General features: G+C 38.8%; 15 protein-coding genes. 2 read left to right on the forward strand and 13 right to left on the reverse strand.

The features are described 5' to 3' along the window. Positions 1-39 precede the first annotated feature (39 nt). The 5 genes from RT723_RS08125 to rppH all read right to left on the reverse strand — a co-directional run bounded on the left by RT723_RS08125 (position 40) and on the right by rppH (position 5,975). Positions 40-408 carry a GxxExxY protein gene (locus RT723_RS08125; protein ID WP_315946613.1) on the reverse strand — a complete coding sequence of 123 codons (369 nt, stop codon included), beginning with the start codon at positions 406-408 and terminating at the stop codon, positions 40-42. Positions 409-1,278: 870 nt separating this feature from the next. Continuing rightward, positions 1,279-2,085, reverse strand: coding sequence for a prolipoprotein diacylglyceryl transferase (gene lgt / locus RT723_RS08130; protein ID WP_428983630.1), 807 nt, complete (start codon positions 2,083-2,085; stop codon positions 1,279-1,281). 76 nt (positions 2,086-2,161) lie between these two features. Continuing rightward, positions 2,162-2,965 carry a sulfite exporter TauE/SafE family protein gene (locus tag RT723_RS08135; protein WP_315946614.1) on the reverse strand — a complete coding sequence of 268 codons (804 nt, stop codon included), beginning with the start codon at positions 2,963-2,965 and terminating at the stop codon, positions 2,162-2,164. Positions 2,966-3,041: 76 nt separating this feature from the next. Next, entirely contained in the window at positions 3,042-5,324 is a 2,283-nt protein-coding gene (gene ptsP, locus RT723_RS08140; RefSeq protein WP_315946615.1) for a phosphoenolpyruvate--protein phosphotransferase, read from the reverse strand. A 57-nt stretch (positions 5,325-5,381) separates the two neighbouring features. After that, positions 5,382-5,975, reverse strand: a complete 594-nt coding sequence (rppH, locus tag RT723_RS08145) for an RNA pyrophosphohydrolase (protein ID WP_216054159.1) — start codon at positions 5,973-5,975, stop codon at positions 5,382-5,384. Between the two features lie 144 nt (positions 5,976-6,119). Here rppH and mutH point away from each other — a divergent pair, with 144 nt between their 5' ends. Both mutH and RT723_RS08155 read left to right on the forward strand, forming a co-directional pair. After that, a complete protein-coding gene (gene mutH / locus RT723_RS08150; protein WP_315946616.1) occupies positions 6,120-6,794 on the forward strand; it encodes a DNA mismatch repair endonuclease MutH in 675 nt (224 codons plus the stop codon). A 43-nt stretch (positions 6,795-6,837) separates the two neighbouring features. After that, positions 6,838-7,398: a DUF1415 domain-containing protein gene (locus tag RT723_RS08155; protein WP_315946617.1), complete on the forward strand. Its 561-nt coding sequence runs from the start codon at positions 6,838-6,840 to the stop codon at positions 7,396-7,398. Positions 7,399-7,614: 216 nt separating this feature from the next. On the opposite strand, the gene tilS is transcribed toward RT723_RS08155, so the two are convergent. From tilS to lpxD, 8 genes are all read right to left on the reverse strand, one after another. Beyond that, on the reverse strand, positions 7,615-8,940 hold the full coding sequence (gene tilS, locus RT723_RS08160) for a tRNA lysidine(34) synthetase TilS (protein ID WP_315946618.1): 1,326 nt from the start codon (positions 8,938-8,940) through the stop codon (positions 7,615-7,617). A 124-nt stretch (positions 8,941-9,064) separates the two neighbouring features. Next, positions 9,065-10,021 carry an acetyl-CoA carboxylase carboxyl transferase subunit alpha gene (gene accA, locus RT723_RS08165; protein ID WP_216054163.1) on the reverse strand — a complete coding sequence of 319 codons (957 nt, stop codon included), beginning with the start codon at positions 10,019-10,021 and terminating at the stop codon, positions 9,065-9,067. A 62-nt stretch (positions 10,022-10,083) separates the two neighbouring features. After that, the gene (gene dnaE / locus RT723_RS08170; protein WP_315946619.1) at positions 10,084-13,581 is read right to left on the reverse strand and encodes a DNA polymerase III subunit alpha; all 3,498 of its coding nucleotides are present in this window, start codon (positions 13,579-13,581) and stop codon (positions 10,084-10,086) included. 92 nt (positions 13,582-13,673) lie between these two features. After that, positions 13,674-14,279, reverse strand: coding sequence for a ribonuclease HII (gene rnhB / locus RT723_RS08175; protein WP_315946620.1), 606 nt, complete (start codon positions 14,277-14,279; stop codon positions 13,674-13,676). After that, positions 14,272-15,453: a lipid-A-disaccharide synthase gene (gene lpxB, locus RT723_RS08180; RefSeq protein WP_315946621.1), complete on the reverse strand. Its 1,182-nt coding sequence runs from the start codon at positions 15,451-15,453 to the stop codon at positions 14,272-14,274. The genes rnhB and lpxB overlap by 8 nt, the downstream gene beginning before the upstream one ends. Before the next feature lie 83 nt (positions 15,454-15,536). After that, on the reverse strand, positions 15,537-16,298 hold the full coding sequence (gene lpxA, locus RT723_RS08185) for an acyl-ACP--UDP-N-acetylglucosamine O-acyltransferase (RefSeq protein ID WP_216054167.1): 762 nt from the start codon (positions 16,296-16,298) through the stop codon (positions 15,537-15,539). A gap of 143 nt (positions 16,299-16,441) precedes the next feature. Beyond that, on the reverse strand, positions 16,442-16,906 hold the full coding sequence (fabZ, locus tag RT723_RS08190) for a 3-hydroxyacyl-ACP dehydratase FabZ (RefSeq protein WP_216054168.1): 465 nt from the start codon (positions 16,904-16,906) through the stop codon (positions 16,442-16,444). Between the two features lie 44 nt (positions 16,907-16,950). Then, entirely contained in the window at positions 16,951-17,988 is a 1,038-nt protein-coding gene (lpxD, locus tag RT723_RS08195; protein WP_315946622.1) for a UDP-3-O-(3-hydroxymyristoyl)glucosamine N-acyltransferase, read from the reverse strand. Between the last annotated feature and the right edge of the window lies 1 nt (position 17,989).

The following is a 17,989-nucleotide window of genomic DNA, read 5'->3' on the forward strand; positions in this document are numbered from 1 at the left end:
AAGGACACCAAGGACACAAAGGGTTATATTAAAAATAAATCAAAGCACCATTCTCTTGATGCCATTTTTAAGCAAAACTTCATTAAAGTTAATTAATAACCCAATTCCGATATTTGCTAATTTCATATAAGTTAATAGTTGGGCTTGATGTATGTTTTCCAACTTTTTCACAGTTTTAAGTTCAACTATTAATAGCTTTGATACTAATAAGTCTATTCGAAACCCATTATCAAATTCTATTCCTTTGTAGAGCACTGGTAACTTAACTTCATATTCTACTTGAATGCCTAGGTTGCGGAGTTCATAAACTAGACACTTCTGATATACCGATTCCAACAACCCAGGTCCTAGTTGTCTATGTACCTCAATAGCACATCCAATTACTACACCAGCCAAGTCCTTATCCATATTATGTTCCAATCTCAAAAACAATTGGCTAAATATAGTACAAGTACCCAATAAAGAAACGGTGCATTAACCACTAAGGTCACTAAGAACACAAAGGAAAATTATATCCTGATCAAAAGAACTTCTTAGCATTCTTTATGGTTCAACTGCTTTAATCTTGAAGAGCTAACCAACCACAAAGATCACTAAGGACACAAAGGAAAAAATTATACCCTTATCAAAAGAACTTCTTAGCATTCTTTATGGTTCAAGTGCTTTAGATCCACCACACTCTAACTCAGAAAAGTAACTGTATCCTGCTTATCCATTCACCAGCACTTCTTCATGTCCTTTGTGGTTCAACTGCTTTAATCTTTAAGATCTAACAAAACACAAAGATCACTAAGGACACAAAGGAAAAAATTATATCCTTATCAAAAGAACTTCTTAGCACTCTTTATGGTTCAGCTGCTTTAATCTTTAAGAGCTAACAAACCACAAAGATCACTAAGGACAAAAAGGAAAAAATTATACCCTTATCAAAAGAACTTCTTAGCATTCTTTGTGGTTCAAGTGCTTTATTCTTTAAAAGATAAACAACCACTCATTTCACACAGCGCACTAAATAAAGGGTGAAGATTAAGTCAGTACTTTCAATCACTCTTCTTCGTGTCCTTTGTGGTTCAAGTGCTTTAATCTTTAAGAACTAACAAACCACAAAGATCACTAAGGACAAAAAGGAAAAAATTATACCCTTATCAAAAGAACTTCTTAGCATTATTTGTGGTTCAAGTGCTTTAGATCCACCAAACTTTAACTCAGAAAAGTAACTGTATCCTGCTTATCAATTCACCTGCTCTTCTTCGTGTCCTTGTGGTTCAGCTGCTTTTGTTATTTGACTTTTTTGTTTATATCCAATTTAAACGCTAACGCCATTATGATTGCTCCAGCAAATACCATAGGCAATGACAGCCATTGTCCCATCGACATACCTAAGGTTAATAATCCTAAATGATCATCTGGCTGACGGAAGTACTCAACAATAAAGCGGAAACAGCCGTATCCTAATAAGAATAACCCACCAGCAGAACCTACTGCGCGCTTAGAACGGGTATACCAAAAGATGATAATAAATAAAACGATGCCTTCTAAAACAAACTCATATAACTGTGACGGATGACGTGGCAATGGCCCAGCACCAGGGAATACAATTCCCCAAGGAACATCTGTGGTTCTGCCCCATAACTCACCATTTAAGAAATTGCCAAATCGCCCTGCTCCTAAACCAATTGGTACAAGCGGGGCAACAAAGTCACCAATTTGAAATAAGGTAAGTTTGGTTTTTCTGGCAAACAGTATTAAAACAAATATGACACCTAATAAACCACCGTGGAATGACATACCACCTTGTTGGATTTGGAATAAATACAAGGGATCTTTGAGGAATAAATCAAATTGATAAAAGAACACGTAGCCAAGTCGACCACCAAGTACCGCCCCCATAAACCCATAAAAGATTAAGTCGCTAACTTGTTGTTCGTTAAATGGCGAACGTTTGGCTTTCACTTCTCGCATGGCTAACCAATACGCAAAACCTAATCCCACTAAATACATTAAGCCATACCAACGAATAGCAACGGGCCCTAACGACACAATAATTGGGTCGATTGCAGGAAAAATTATAGGATCTGATAACACGGATATAACCTCAACTTTATATAAATTACACCATCAACTTGTTGACGGTGTTATGTTTAAACTACGAACAAACTGATTACGTTAGTTGGTCGAACAACAATTTAGTTGCAACTAACATCATAAACACAGCAAATACTTTCTTTAACTGTGCTTGATTTAACTTTTGCCCGACTTTAACACCTAAAGGCGCTGTAAAATAAGAAAATAACATGATCATCAGTGCCGTTGGCCAATGAACATATCCAACAAACTCACTGCTGTCTGTCCAACCATAACCACTGATGAAATACCCAATTGAGCCAAACATGGCTACAATCATTCCACATGCTGCAGCAGCGCCAATTGATTTGCGGATATTGACCCCGACAACCGTTAAATACGGTACTAAAATCGCTCCACCACCTAACCCAGCAATTGCAGCTAAAAAGCCAGTGAACAACCCACCAAACGCCAAAACGTTAGTAGACGGGATATTGTCGCTTTCAGGATTTGTTTTACTGCCCGTGGCAATTTGAATGGCTAATACAAACAGTAATATGGCAAACACAGAGGTTAATAATGAACTGCCCATCCATATTGCAATATAAGGTGCTATAACAGAACTCAATGCCACAGTGATAGCAATGGGTAAGGTAATATTTTTATGAACATTCCCTCTTTTATAATGGCTTCTGGCAGACGAAAATGCAGTCACCACTATGGTTAATAAGGATGTTGCCACCGCAATAATAGCAATATTATCTGATGTGACTTGTGGTAGTAGCGGTAACAAATATAACAAGGCAGGTACTAATACGATCCCTCCTCCTATGCCTAACAAGCCAGATAAAAATCCTGCCAGTATTCCTAAAATAGGGGCGATGTATAATATTTCTAACAAATGACTGTACTGCCTATATTGATATAACTAACCGATAATTAGGGTTAAACATAATGACGGTTGATTAAAACTTCTTTTATTTACCTGCTCGTAATATACCTGCAGCACCAATATTAAGAATGTATCGGTTCACTCTGAACTTCACTTGATCTGGTCGAGTGCAATTTAAAATATCATCCGCTAGCTCTTTCAAGTCTTCTGAGTTTGATTTTTTCAATACCCATTTCACTCTTAATAAGTTTTTCGTATTCATGCTAAGTTGAGTAAACCCCATCCCTGCAAGTAACATAGCACCACCTGGATCACCAGCTAACTCACCACATACACTGCAAGGTATACCAATTTCATTGGTTACATCAGCTATCATCTTAATCGCATTAAGCACCGTTGGATGGTAGGCATCGTAAAGGTTTGCAACCTTGTCATTATTCCTATCAACCGCCAATAAATATTGTGTTAAATCGTTGGTACCAATTGAACAAAAATCAACTTTGCCTTTCAGCTGTTTTAATTGAAACAGCATAGAAGGTACTTCTAACATCACACCAAACTTAGGTTTAGGTACAATCGCCCCGGCATCAGCTTCTTGCAGCTCATCTTGAACTTCAAAATAAGCTTGATTAAATAACCGTCTTGCTTCGTCAACTTCACCAATATCAGAGATCATTGGTAACATGATATGCAAATTGTCAGTAAATACATTGGCTTTTATCATTGCCCGTATTTGTACTAGAAATATTTCCGGATGATCAAGGGTTAGGCGAATTCCACGCCACCCCAAAAATGGGTTATCTTCGATTATTGGAAAATAAGGTAATTGTTTATCACCACCAACATCTAAGGTGCGCATTACCACTGGTTTTTCTGAAAAGTCACCAAGCACTTGTTGATAAACCAATTGTTGCTCTTGTTCCGATGGAAAACGCTGGCGCATCATAAAGGTATATTCAGTACGATATAATCCAATACCTTCAATGTGTTCTTGTTCTGCAAATTCACCGTCAAAACCCATTCCTGAGTTTATATACAAGGAAATACGCTTGCCGTCTGCGGTTTGAACAACTTCGTCGGCTTCAACTTTTAATTGATTAGCAAACTCTAAATCTTCCGACTCTAAATTCTTATATTCTTCTACTATGGCTTCAACGGGCGAAATGAAAACTTGGCCGTTGTAACCATCAACAATAATATCAACACCATCAAGTTGTAATAAAGGTACATCGCGCAAACCCATCACGGCTGGAATGCCTAATGCTCTTGCCATAATGGCGGCGTGAGAGTTCTCAGCCCCTTTGATTGAAACAATACCTTTGATCTGATCTCTTGGTATTTCAGCCAGCATAGAAGCGGTCACTTCTTCGGCAATGATAATTGCGGCTTTAGGAATCGTTTTATGTTGCGATGAAGCATTGGTTAAATGTTTAAGTAATCTCCGGCCTAAATCTTTTACATCAACGGCACGTTCCCTTATATAAGGGTCTTCCATTTTTTCAAATTCAGAAATGTAACGTTCAACCACTATTTTAAGGGCTGAAACCGCACACCAGCTTTCATTAATTTTAGCTACTATTTCGTTGCCTAAACTTGCAGCTTCCAACAATTGCAAATACATATCAAAAATAGCAAGCGCTTGCGGAGGTAAGTGTGTCGACATGCGTTCCGACATAAGTTTAATGTCAGTTCGGGTTGCTTCTACGGCTTCAAAATAACGAGTTTTCTCAATGTCAGCGCTCGGCACTTTGCGTAAAGAAACGTCTGATAAATCAATTTCTGTTTGTACTAAATAAGAATAACCAATGCCAACCCCTGTTGAACCGGATACCCCTTTTAATACTAACGCGTTATTTTCATGTTCTATATATGGAGATGAAGACTTCATGCGTACACTGACATTGGCAATTGACGATGCCAATTGCGCGCTGAGCGTCACTAAAAAAGCTTCTTCTTCTTGATCAAAAAATCGGGCTTGGGATTGTTGTATTGTGATAACACCTAAGACTTGACGTCTATGGATGATTGGCACACCTAAAAAAGCGGTAAAGTTATCTTCTTGTACATCCGGAAAGTTTTTAAATCTTGGGTGACGCTTGGCATTGTGGATCTTGATAGGCTCTTCACGTTGCGCAACCCAGCCCGTTAATCCCTCGTCAAAACTCATGGTGGTAACACCAATTGCATCCGGGTTTAATCCGTCGGTGGCTTGTAACCTTAAAATGCTTTGTTCAGATTCGGCTAAATATACAGAACAACATTCTGAATTTAACACACGCTTAATGTCGGTTACTAGAGATGCAAGAGCCACCTCTAAAGATGGCTCCTGTACAAATGAATGAGTAATACTTCTTAGATCATTTAACATAATTTGTTATCAACAATCCCAAGGACTTTTACGCTGTTAGTGAAAACAAGTCGAAAACTATCCACGTTGTTTATTTTGATTATTCCTATTATAAGTTGATTTATTGCCACGGCGTTTATGCCTGTGACTTACTGGTTTATGACCACCAAAATCACCTTTACCCGCGTTTGATTTAACAAAAGGCATCACAATACTAGCAAATTCTTTCATTGCTCTGCGATATACATCCCGTTTAAACGAAACTACATTTCTAATTGGATACCAATAACTTACCCATCTCCAATCATCAAATTCAGGATGGGAGGTTTTTAATAAATCTACATCGGATTCTTTGCAACGAAGGCGCAGTAAAAACCATTTCTGTTTTTGGCCAATACATACCGGCATACTTTCCCGACGAATAAGTCGTTTAGGTAACCTGTATCTCAACCAGTTTTTACTGACTGCCAGAATCTCAACATCATCCGGCTTTAACCCTACTTCTTCTTCTAACTCTCGGTACATGGTTTGTTCAGGTGTTTCACCTTCATCAATCCCACCTTGAGGGTATTGCCAAGAATGTTGGCCGTATCTACGAGCCCAAAACACTTGACCTTTATGGTTGCAAATCACGATGCCAACGTTGGGACGAAACCCTTCGGCATCAATCACAGTTTCACCTGTTTATTATACTTTTTTATATCCTTTGATTCTTCCACAAAGCGGCGACTAGAGCAAACCAAAATTTAGCTGGTATCACGTTAAAGTTAATAAGATAATCCTAACGGGCATAATAATCGGAATACTGGCTAATTAATGAACTTTTCTCCACCTCCGGCAACCATCGAAGAACTTCAGCACCGTATTGACTTAATCGCAGGATTAACGTTGGGCGACTTAGCAGGAGAGTTAAACGTTGTGGTTCCAGAAAACTTACAAGTAGAAAAAGGTTGGCCAGGACAATTATTGGAAGCCTATTTAGGTGCAAGTGCAGGAAACTTACCCGAACCTGACTTTCAATTACTGGGGGTTGAGTTAAAAACCTTACCCATTAACCGCGACGGTAAACCACTGGAAACCACTTTTGTATCCGTTGCGCCATTAACGCAATCTTCACCTATCACCTGGCGAGAGTCTTCCATTTATAAAAAATTACGTCATGTATTATGGGTTCCCATTATTGCAGAGCGCGATATTCCAGTTCCTCTTAGGCAAATAGCCACGCCATTTTTATGGCAAATGGATGCTCAACATGAATCGCTTTTAAAAAATGACTGGGAAGAGTTAATGGAGCTTATTACTTTTGGGCATCACGACAAAATCTCCGCATTACACGGTGAAGCGTTACAGTTAAGACCCAAAGCCGCTGACAGTTCAGTGCGTACTCAAGCCTTTAATCAACAAGGTCAACCTATCCAAGCACCGCCTAAAGGTTTTTATTTAAGAACCAGTTTTACCAAACAAATTTTAACGAAACAATTTCAGCTTTAACGATTAATCATTATAAATTGACGTAAACAAGGCACATATTTTCATGACCGATATCTCAGTAATAGAATCTCAAGTATGGCAATGGTTAGATAAGGCCGTTATTGGTTTAAATCTGTGCCCGTTTGCCAAAAAACCACGAGCCAACAATCAAATAAAGTTAGTCATCTCACAAGCTGATAACAACAATGACTTAACAAACGAATTACTCACAGAGCTTGATTTTTTGACCAATACACCTGCAGAACAAACAGACACCACAGTCATCGTCATCCCACAATTTTTAACCGACTTCTCCGATTATTTACACATGTTAGACGTGGCTGATATGTTAATAGATCAAATGGGCTACCGCGGCACATTTCAACTCGCCAGCTTCCACCCTAACTACCAGTTTGACGGCACAGAAGCGGACGACGCTGAGAACCTAACTAACACAGCCCCTTACCCAATACTGCACCTCATTAGAGAAGACAGCATGGAAAAAGTATTATCAAAATACCCAGATCCCGAATCAATTCCGGTGAATAATATAAAGACGGTAGAGTCTTTAACGGAGAAGGAGATGGGGGAGATTTATGGGTTTAAGAGCAGCTGTAAGCTATAAGTTTTAAGCTGTAAGGAAAATCTCTGATGTGACCTCGTAAAAGTAGACACGGGGTTAATTTAATTCTTCATATTGCATGGGACTCTCGCCGAGAGGCGAAACAACAAAAGCGACGAGTTACGAGCTGCGAGATTCGAGCTGCGAGTAAAAAGATGATGATAACCACCTTAAATAACAAACCTGTAGGTTTGCAGTAGCATAAACGAAACAGCGCCATTACCTTAATTCAATATGAATCGAATGCGTAAACTGCGCTGAGACACCAACACCGGCTACTGCTATTAATTGATTGTTTATATAAATCAGGGGGACATGAGCTCGCCACCATGTTGGACAGCCAACTTCTTTTAAGTATTTGTTTAACTTTTTATGCCCTGAGTTTCTATTGGGTTGAAACATTTCACTGAATCGTGCCCATTTGATCACAAGTGTTTGGTCAAACTCTATTTCCACTTTGAGCTCTTGATATAGAGTATTTTCTGGCAATACGTACCATTGACCTGGACTCACCATTAATTCAATCGTACTTAAGTCTCTTGGTTCTTTTATAATGTCGCTGACCAAATACAAATGATGTTTGTGTGTTCTTAAATAATTATCCGCCACTTTCAACTTAATATTTGAATCGGTATTTAATTGACGGATCTGCACCATTAACTCATTTAACGTCGCCAGTGCTGGATAACGATTTAATTGTCGGTAAACAAACATGCGTATCACGGCTTTTTGTTTTGATGCAGATAAACAGGCAAGCTTATCAATATTCAAAACAGGGTGTTGGTTAAAACCTACTTCCAAACACCTTAGGTAATCCTGCTCCACATATTCATTAAGTAAATCAAAGTCCTGTTGTAATAACTCTGTGGCCGTATTAATTGATTTTCCAGCGACAGACCAGCGTTTAAATAACTGTGGTAAAACAGATAACCTAACGAAGTTACGGTCAAATCTATCATCTTCATTTGAGTCATCATTGACCCAAGTTAGCTTATTCGTCTGAGCATAATCTAAGATAGTCTGTTTGCTCACATTTAACAGTGGTCTGGCTAACCTAACTTGTTTTTCTTGTCCTAATGGATGCGGATATGGACTTATTTTACGCATTGAGGTTAACCCAGCTAAACCGGAACCACGCATTAGACGTAACAAAAAGGTTTCCATTTGATCGGACTGGTGATGCCCAGTAAACAAGACCGAATTAGGTTGTGAACACTCAGCAATGGCTTGATACCTAGCATCTCTGGCTTGTGATTCTAATGAGGTTCTTGATTTTGATTCGATGTTCACTTGCTCGACGACAAGCCCCACGTCATGTTGTTCACAAAGCTTGTGCATTTGTTGTTGCCACAGCATGGCATTTGAATTTAAGCCATGATTAACATGAACCGCAGTGAAGTTAATAGAGGTGTTCTGTCTTAACTGAATAAACAAATCCAACAAAGTAATAGAGTCAACACCACCACTTAAACCAACAACCAAGTTACTTTTTTCAAGTTCTTGTTGTTTTATAAAGTTATGTAAATGAGTCCAATCTAAATTCATTATTTATATTTCTAGTTAACGTACAGTTGTAAAAAAAGCCATCTAAATGATGGCTTTAATCAATGTTTACAATTATCGCAAAGATTTGTTTTTAAGGCTACTTTATAAAAAAGAGCTTACCGGTTTATAAATAACCGTAACCCATTAAACGTTCATAACGTTTATCTAACAATTCTTCTTTCGACATTGTTTTTAAATCGGCTAAGTCTTGTTTAAGACGTTGCTTAAGATTAGCAGCCATCAGCTCCATATCTCTGTGCGCACCACCTAGTGGTTCTTCAACTAAGTTGTCCACTAAACCTAATTCTTTAATTTTTTGTGCTGTGATACCCATAGCTTCTGCAGCGACAGGCGCTTTCTCTGCACTTTTCCATAAGATTGACGCACAACCTTCTGGTGAAATTACTGAGTAAGTACTGTATTGCAACATGTTTACACGGTCACCAACACCAATGGCTAATGCACCACCAGAACCACCTTCACCAATAACAGTACAAACGACAGGTACTTTCAATCCCGCCATTACTTTTAAGTTACGAGCGATAGCTTCACTTTGGCCACGTTCTTCAGCGCCTATACCTGGGTATGCCCCCGGAGTATCAATAAACGTAATGATTGGCATATTAAAACGTTCTGCCATTTCCATTAATCGTAAGGCTTTACGATAACCTTCTGGTTTTGGCATACCAAAGTTACGTTTGATTTTTTCTGCTGTATCACGACCTTTTTGTTGGCCAATGATCATTACAGGTTCATCATCCAAACGAGCAATACCACCAACAATCGCTAAGTCATTAGCGTAGGTTCTATCCCCTGCTAATTCGTCAAACTCAGTAAATATACGTTCGATATAATCTTTGGTATATGGGCGTAAAGGATGACGAGCAATTTGTGCTACTTGCCAAGCCCCTAAGTCACCAAAGATTTTTTTGGTTAGTTCGTGATTTTTTTTCTTTAAGTTTGAAATTTCATCTTCCAAACCTAAATCAAGTTCACCACCACGGTTAACATTCATCAGCTCATTGATTTTTGCTTCTAATTCAGCAATTGGCTGTTCAAATTCAAGATAATTAAGACTCATACTTCCACCGGTCTAAAGATAATATTTAATACAAATTGTCATATCACTGACATAACAACTCGTTAGAATTCTAATTTAGGATCAATTTCCAAGGCTTCCTTGATATCAATAAATAATTGATCATCAGGGTTAACTCGCCAACTGGTTCCCAGTTCAATCTTTGCGCTAGCCAGTTCATTTTCATAACTGATCTGTACTGGCGTTGTGCCATCTTTATAAGGTAATAATAACTTTTTCAACTGTTGCTGAATTTTATTACCTTTTTCTACACTGTTAACATTCAGGTTAATACAATTAACGTATTTCTCTCTCGCCTGTGTTAACGACATAACATCGCGAGCGGTCATTGTATTGCCGTCACTGAAATTATCAAAGCTGACCTGTCCAGAAACGATGATTATTTTACCATTTTGCAGCTGTTCTTGGTACATATCGTACTGTTCAGGGAAAAAGCGTAAATCCAGACGACCACTTTTATCATCTATTTTCACTAATGCCCATTGTCTGTTCTTTTTATTAACTAAAACGCGAACATCAACCACGAGTCCAACCACAGTTATAGACTGATCTCGGCGAGTTGGCGTTACTTCGGATAATTTTATTTTTGTATAATGACGTAATTCTTTACGATATTCATTAATTGGATGCCCTGTTAAGAACAAACCTAAAGTTTCCTTTTCACCCTCTAACCATTTTTTATCTGGCCATAAAGTGGCGGGCTTAAATTTTTGTTGAACGTCTTCATCATCCGTCGCTAACAATCCAAATAAATCCGATTGACCCAAATCTGCATTTTTGGCTTCTTGATTGGCCGCTTTTAACGCATCTTCCAGTGTGGCCATGATGATGGCACGTTGTTCTTGTTTGTGTGGTGCTGGGCCAATTTGATCTAAGGCACCGGCTAACACCAATTTTTCCATCACTCGTTTATTTAATTTTTTAACATCGACACGAGCACAAAAATCAAATAAATCCTTAAACTTACCACCTTTCTCACGAGCTTCTAATATAGCTTCAACCGGTGCTTCACCTACACCTTTAATCGCACCAATGCCGTAAATAATATGTTCTTGTTCATTGACCGTAAACTTGTACGAACCTGAGTTTACGTCTGGTGGCTCAATCGTCAACTTCATGCGTTCACATTCATCAACCAAGGTCACGATTTTATCGGTATTATCCATATCCGCAGACATAACCGCCGCCATAAACTCAGATGGGAAATGAGTTTTCATCCACAAAGTTTGATAAGACACCAAGGCATATGCCGCAGAGTGAGACTTATTAAACCCGTATCCAGCAAATTTCTCTACCAGATCAAATATTTTGGTCGCAAGCTCAGGATCGATATTATTGTTTTTTGCACCTTCAGCAAACGTCGCACGTTGCTTTTCCATTTCTTCAGGTTTTTTCTTACCCATAGCACGACGTAACATATCTGCGCCACCAAGGGAGTAACCTGACATTTCCTGTGCTATCTGCATTACTTGTTCTTGATAAACAATAATGCCGTAAGTTGGTTCTAGTACTTCTTTAAGGCAATCATGTTGATATTCATGATCTGGGTAAGCAACTTCTTCTTCACCTTTCTTACGTAGAATGAAGTTATCTACCATGCCAGAATCTAACGGCCCAGGTCGGAACAAGGCAACTAATGCGATGATCTCTTCAAAGTTGTCTGGCTGTAACCGTTTAATTAGGTTTTTCATACCTGAAGACTCTAGCTGGAACACTGCTGTTGTCTCTGCATTTTTTAACATTTTAAAACAAGCGGGATCAGCAACATCTATTGATGCTATATCAATAGGTTTTCTGCCTGCTTTAGCTAGTTTTGCATCGGCCATTTCAATGGCCCACTGCAAGATAGTTAAGGTACGTAACCCCAAGAAGTCGAATTTAACTAACCCAGCAGTTTCCACGTCATTTTTATCAAACTGTGTAACCGGATTGTTACCTTCGTCATCACAGTACAAAGGCGCAAAATCAGTGATTTTAGTAGGTGCGATTACAACACCACCGGCATGTTTACCCGCGTTAGATGTTACCCCTTCTAACTTACGAGCCATGTCGATAAGTTCTTTAACATCATCATCACTGTTATATAACTCTGTGAGCTGTGGCTCTACTTCAAAGGCTTTTTTTAAGTCAGTGCCTGGTACTGTTGGGATCAGCTTTGAGATCCTATCTACAAAACCATATGGATGACCTAATACACGTCCAACCCCAAGCACCACAGCTTTAGCAGCCAAGGTACCAAAAGTAATAATTTGCGATACGGCATCACGACCGTATAATTCAGCAACGTGATCGATAACTTCTTCTCGACGCTCCATACAGAAATCGATATCAAAATCCGGCATCGAAACACGTTCTGGGTTCAAGAAACGTTCAAATAATAGTGCAAACTCTAATGGATCTAAGTCAGTGATTTTTAATACATAAGCCACTAATGAGCCCGCACCTGAACCACGTCCAGGCCCAACCGGAATGTTGTTGTCTTTACTCCATTGAATAAACTCAGCAACGATTAAGAAATAACCAGGGAATCCCATTTGGTTAATAACGCCAAGTTCAATTTCTAAACGTTCATCGTATTCGCCACGTTTGTTTTTTCTTTCTTCTTCATCGGGGAATAAAAACTGTAATCGCTCTTCTAAGCCTTCTCGGGATATTTTTATCAAGAAGTCAGCTTCGCTCATGCCGTCAGTAGGACAAGCCGGTAAGAAATACGTCCCCAATTGCACTGTGACGTTACAGCGTTTAGCTATCTCTACTGTGTTTTGTAATGCAGAAGGAATATCAGCAAATAACTCACACATTTCGTCTTCAGATCTCAGGTACTGCTGAGGACTATAATTTTTAGGGCGGTTTTTATCTTCAAGGGTATATTTTTGATGGATACAAACTCTGATCTCATGTGCATCAAAATCATCAGGTGACATAAAGACCACATGATTTGTCGCCACAATTGGGAAACCGGTTTGCTCCGCAAAATCTAAAATTTGGTCGTTATAAATACGTTCTTCCGGACGACCTGTACGGTTGATTTCAATAAAAAAATGGTCTTGGAAATGGGTCTGGTAAGGTTCAATGATCTCTTGCTGTAATTTAGGATTGTTTTTGGCTAAACCAAAAGCAATATCACCCTGATCTGCGCCGGATAAGATGATGATCCCTTCTTTATGTTCGATTAACCACTCTTTTTCAATAACCGCCTTGCCACGAATTGAGCCTTTTAAATAAGCATTAGAGATAAGGTCGGTTATATTTTTATAACCATCATTATTTTTGGCTAATAACGTGAGTCTAAAAAGTGGCTCATCATCTTGACGCTTTACCCAAACATCTACACCAATAATAGGTTTAATACCTAAACCATGGGCGCCTTGATAAAACTTCACCAAACCACACAAGTTCATTTGGTCAGTTAATGCCAACGCTGGCATTTTTAAATCGGCCGCTTTACCTAATATCGCTTTGACCTTAGACATACCATCCATCATGGAATAATCAGAATGGACGCGAAGATGTATGAATTTAGGGTCTGTAGTATTTGACATATTTATTAATAATTATCACGGTTATGAGTCACAAGATAATGACTTTATATTGTTATTATTCAGATAATTCTAACGCCGACATGCGACGATAATTATTCTAAACCAAGCGCTTTTCTAACTGGTTTAAATGATTGTCTATGTTGCGGGGTTGGGCCGTATTTAGCAAGCATTTCGAAATGTAATTTTGTTGGATACCCTTTGTGTTTAGCAAAACCAAACTCAGGGTAAATTAAATCTAACTCTTTCATTTCATTATCACGAAACACTTTGGCTAAGATTGATGCGGCACTGATTTCAGCCACACGTAAATCACCTTTCACTAACGCTTCTGAAGGCATCGGTAGTTCTGGGCAGCGGTTGCCATCAATTAACACAAACTCTGGCTGAACAGACAAATGAGCGACTGCTCTGGTCATAGCTAACATAGTAGCGTGTAAAATATTAATTTCATCCACTTCGTGAGCGTCCGCTCTTGCGATAGACCATGCTAATGCTTTTTCTTTAATTTCAATGGAGAGTAACTCACGCTTTTTTTCAGTTAGTTTTTTTGAGTCCGTTAATCCTTTAATTGGATTATTTGGATCAAGTATCACAGCAGCAGTTACAACAGCACCAACCAATGGACCTCGACCTACTTCATCAACACCCGCAATCAGTTTGTAGTCAGGGTATATATATTCTGGAAAGGTTTTATCCATGATTTACAGCGTCCTTTTGTTTATGGTCGATAAGCTTCCAAATAGCATCGGCGGCTCGTTTACTGGCATCTCGTTTGATAGAACTATGTATGTCAGTAAAGGTTTGTTTTAACTCAACCTGCGGTTCAAGCAGCATAGGTTTGATAGCTTTAACAATATTGTCAGTCGTTAAGTCTTGTTGAATTAACTCAGGCACTATCATCTTCTGCGCTAATAGGTTGGGTAAAGTGAAATATGGCGTTTTTATCATACGACTAAATATCTGATAACTTAACCAACCTACTTTATAACCTGCAACCATAGGTGTTTTCATTAACATGGTTTCCAAGGTTGCTGTACCTGATGCTAATAACACGGCATCAGAAGCCGCCATTACCGCTCTTGCATTAGCTATGGATAAAGTGACACCTAAATCTGAGTATTCTTCATCAATGATATTACCAATCAACGCGGCTCTGTTTTCGTTTACCGCTGGTACTAATATTTTAAGATCGGGAATTTGTTGTTGAAGCTCACGTGCTGCATCTAAAAACGGACGTAATAATAGTTTAATTTCAGATCCACGACTGCCGGGCAAAACACCGAGTACTTTATCTGTAAGTGATAAACCTAGCCCTTGTCGATACTCTGCTTGTTGGTCATCTAACGGTACTTGGTCAGCCATGGTGTGACCAACAAAATCACAAGGCATATTGTGATCATCATAGAACTGTTTTTCAAATGGCAATAAAGCTAATACTTTGTCGCAGGCTTGTTTAATTTTATGAATGCGTGATTGCCGCCATGCCCATACAGACGGACTGACATAATGAACCGTTGGGATCCCTTGTTGTTTTAACGCGAGTTCCAAGCCGATATTAAATTCAGGCGCATCGATACCTATTACAATATCGGGTTGCCAATCGATTAGATCTTGTACTAACTGCTTACGTTTTTTTAACAACCTAGGTAAACGTTTTAATATTTCAACAATGCCCATAACGGCAAGCTCTTCCATGTCAAACATGGTTTCACAACCAAGTGCCATCATTTTAGGGCCTGCGACGCCTTTAAATATTAATTTTGTTGGTTCGTTTTGTTGCTTGGCAAGATCAGAAAGCGCCGACATTAAGTCAGCGCCTAAAATATCACCCGAATGTTCTCCGGCGATAATGCCTATTTTTAATTCTTTCATAACAGATCAGACATGTATTTAATTCTCTAAACTAACTGACTGGAATAACCTGTCAGAATACAGGTTATTCTACAGGAGCAGTGTTAACGAACAATGCCACGTGGCGAGTCGATGATAAACTGTTTAAATGCAGAAATTGCATCACTAGAGTCTGGAATATTGGCTAACGCTTCATCAATTGAATTGCCTTTACGGTACACTTCTTTGTATGCACGTTTAATAGCCAGAATATCTTCTGCTGAAAAACCTCTGCGTTTTAATCCTTCCGAATTAATGCCATGCGGTTTCGCGCTTTGACCTGACGCTAATACATAAGGTGGAACGTCTTTTACCACCATAGAATTTAAACCACAAAAGCTATGTGCACCAATGTGACAGAACTGATGAACCCCCACCATTCCACCTAAAATAGCCCAATCACCAACATGCACATGACCTGCAATACTGGCATTATTAGCAAATATAGTATTATTGCCTACAACACAATCATGGGCGACATGTACATAAGCCATAAACAGGTTATTACTGCCAATCTTAGTTAAACTTTGGTCCTGAATAGTGCCGCGGTGAATAGTGACGTTTTCACGAATAATATTATTATCACCAATCTCTAGACGAGTGGGTTCACCATTGTATTTTTTATCTTGGCAGTCTTCACCAACTGAGGAAAATTGAAAGATGATATTATTGGCGCCAATGATAGTTGGGCCTTTAACCACAACATGAGAATGTATGATAGTATCGTCACCTATCTCTACATCATCACCAATAAATGACCAAGGGCCAACATATACGTTTTTGCCTAGCTTGGCACTCGGGGATACAATCGCAGTTTCGTGGATCAAATTATACTCTCAACTGTTAGTTATTTTCATCAAACCACTGATAAAATTTAATATTTTCCAGTTGCTTATATTCTAACGTAAAATCAGCATAGGTAAACTCTGAGTTTACCTATTTAGCTAATTTTATTTATTAGTATATATTCTTATAATACTCTACGGGCACACATAATGTCGGCGCAAGCGGCTAACTTACCATCAACAAATGCTTCACCACTAAACTTCCAAATGCCTCTGCGTTCTTTGATAAATTTAACGTGGAAATGCATTTGATCGCCAGGAATCACAGGCTGTTTAAAGCGCGCATTATCGATAGCAGCAAACAAATATAATTCATTAGGATCAACTTGACCTTTTTCAGCTTCAATAGTTTTAAAGCCTAATAGACCGGTTGCTTGTGCCATAGCTTCTAATATTAATACGCCTGGGAAAACTGGTTTACCTGGGAAATGGCCAGTAAATATTGGTTCATTAATAGTTACATTTTTAATTGCGTGTAACGACTCTCCAACTTTGTAATCCAATACTCGGTCTATTAACAACATAGGGTATCTATGTGGTAAATAAGACATGATTTTTTCAACTTCAAACGAATTTAGTTGCTCAGACAAAGCAATCTCCTTTTATATGTGAATCAGACTTAATTCCGATCACATTACTTATTTTCTAATTTCTTAACTCGGTCAAATAACTCTGTTAATTTCCTGTATCGAGCCGTATTGTTACGCCACTCTTTATTTGTTGTCGCCGGCATTCCTGAAGAATAAATACCCGCTTCTTTGATATCTTTCATGATAAAACTTCTACCGGTAATAAATGTTTTATCAACAATAGTTAAATGCCCACTGATGGCACAAACACCACCTATGGTTACATTGCGTCCTATTTTTGTACTGCCCGCTATCATAGTACCAGCGGCAATAGCCGTATAATCCCCAATAACAACGTTATGACCAATTTGGATTTGGTTATCTATGATGACGCCCTGACCTATGACTGTATTATCAATAGCGCCACGGTCAATCGTGGTTGACGAACCAATTTCGGTGTTATCACCAATGGTTACACCGCCTAACTGAGGAATTTTGATCCAGTGTTGGTCGCCATCTATAGATTGCGGCGCATAACCAAAACCATCAGCGCCAATAACACTATTAGCATGAATAATACAGTTTTTACCAATATCAACACCGTGATATATCGTCGTATTTGGCCAAACTCTAGAGTTCTCTTTGACTATTGTACCTTGCCCAACAAAACAACCTGCTCCGATCTGTACACCTTGTTCAATAATCGCATCAGCTTCTATCACTGCATTGGCTGCTATTGAGCAATTTTCCGCTATTTTTGCCGATTCAGAAACTACCGCACTAGGATGAATATTCATAGACTGTTGTGGGGTGTCATCTAAAATTTGTGCCACTAAAGCAAAACCTACATAGGGGTTTGACATCACTAATGCGGCGCCTTGCCAAGCATCAAGCTCTGACTCAGCCAGTATGACTGCACCGGCAGAGCAATCTACTAAATGCTTTTTATATTTAGCGTTGGCTAGAAAGGTGATGTGATTACTATTGGCTTTATCAATGGTTGAAATTTTTTCTATTGAAAGAGCACCGTCGCCGACGACTTTAACATCTAAACCCGAACGTTCTGTGATTAACTTAGCTAACTGTTGTAATTGAAATGACATA

Source organism: Psychrosphaera aquimarina (assembly GCF_032461525.1).
Lineage (GTDB): Bacteria > Pseudomonadota > Gammaproteobacteria > Enterobacterales > Alteromonadaceae > Psychrosphaera > Psychrosphaera aquimarina.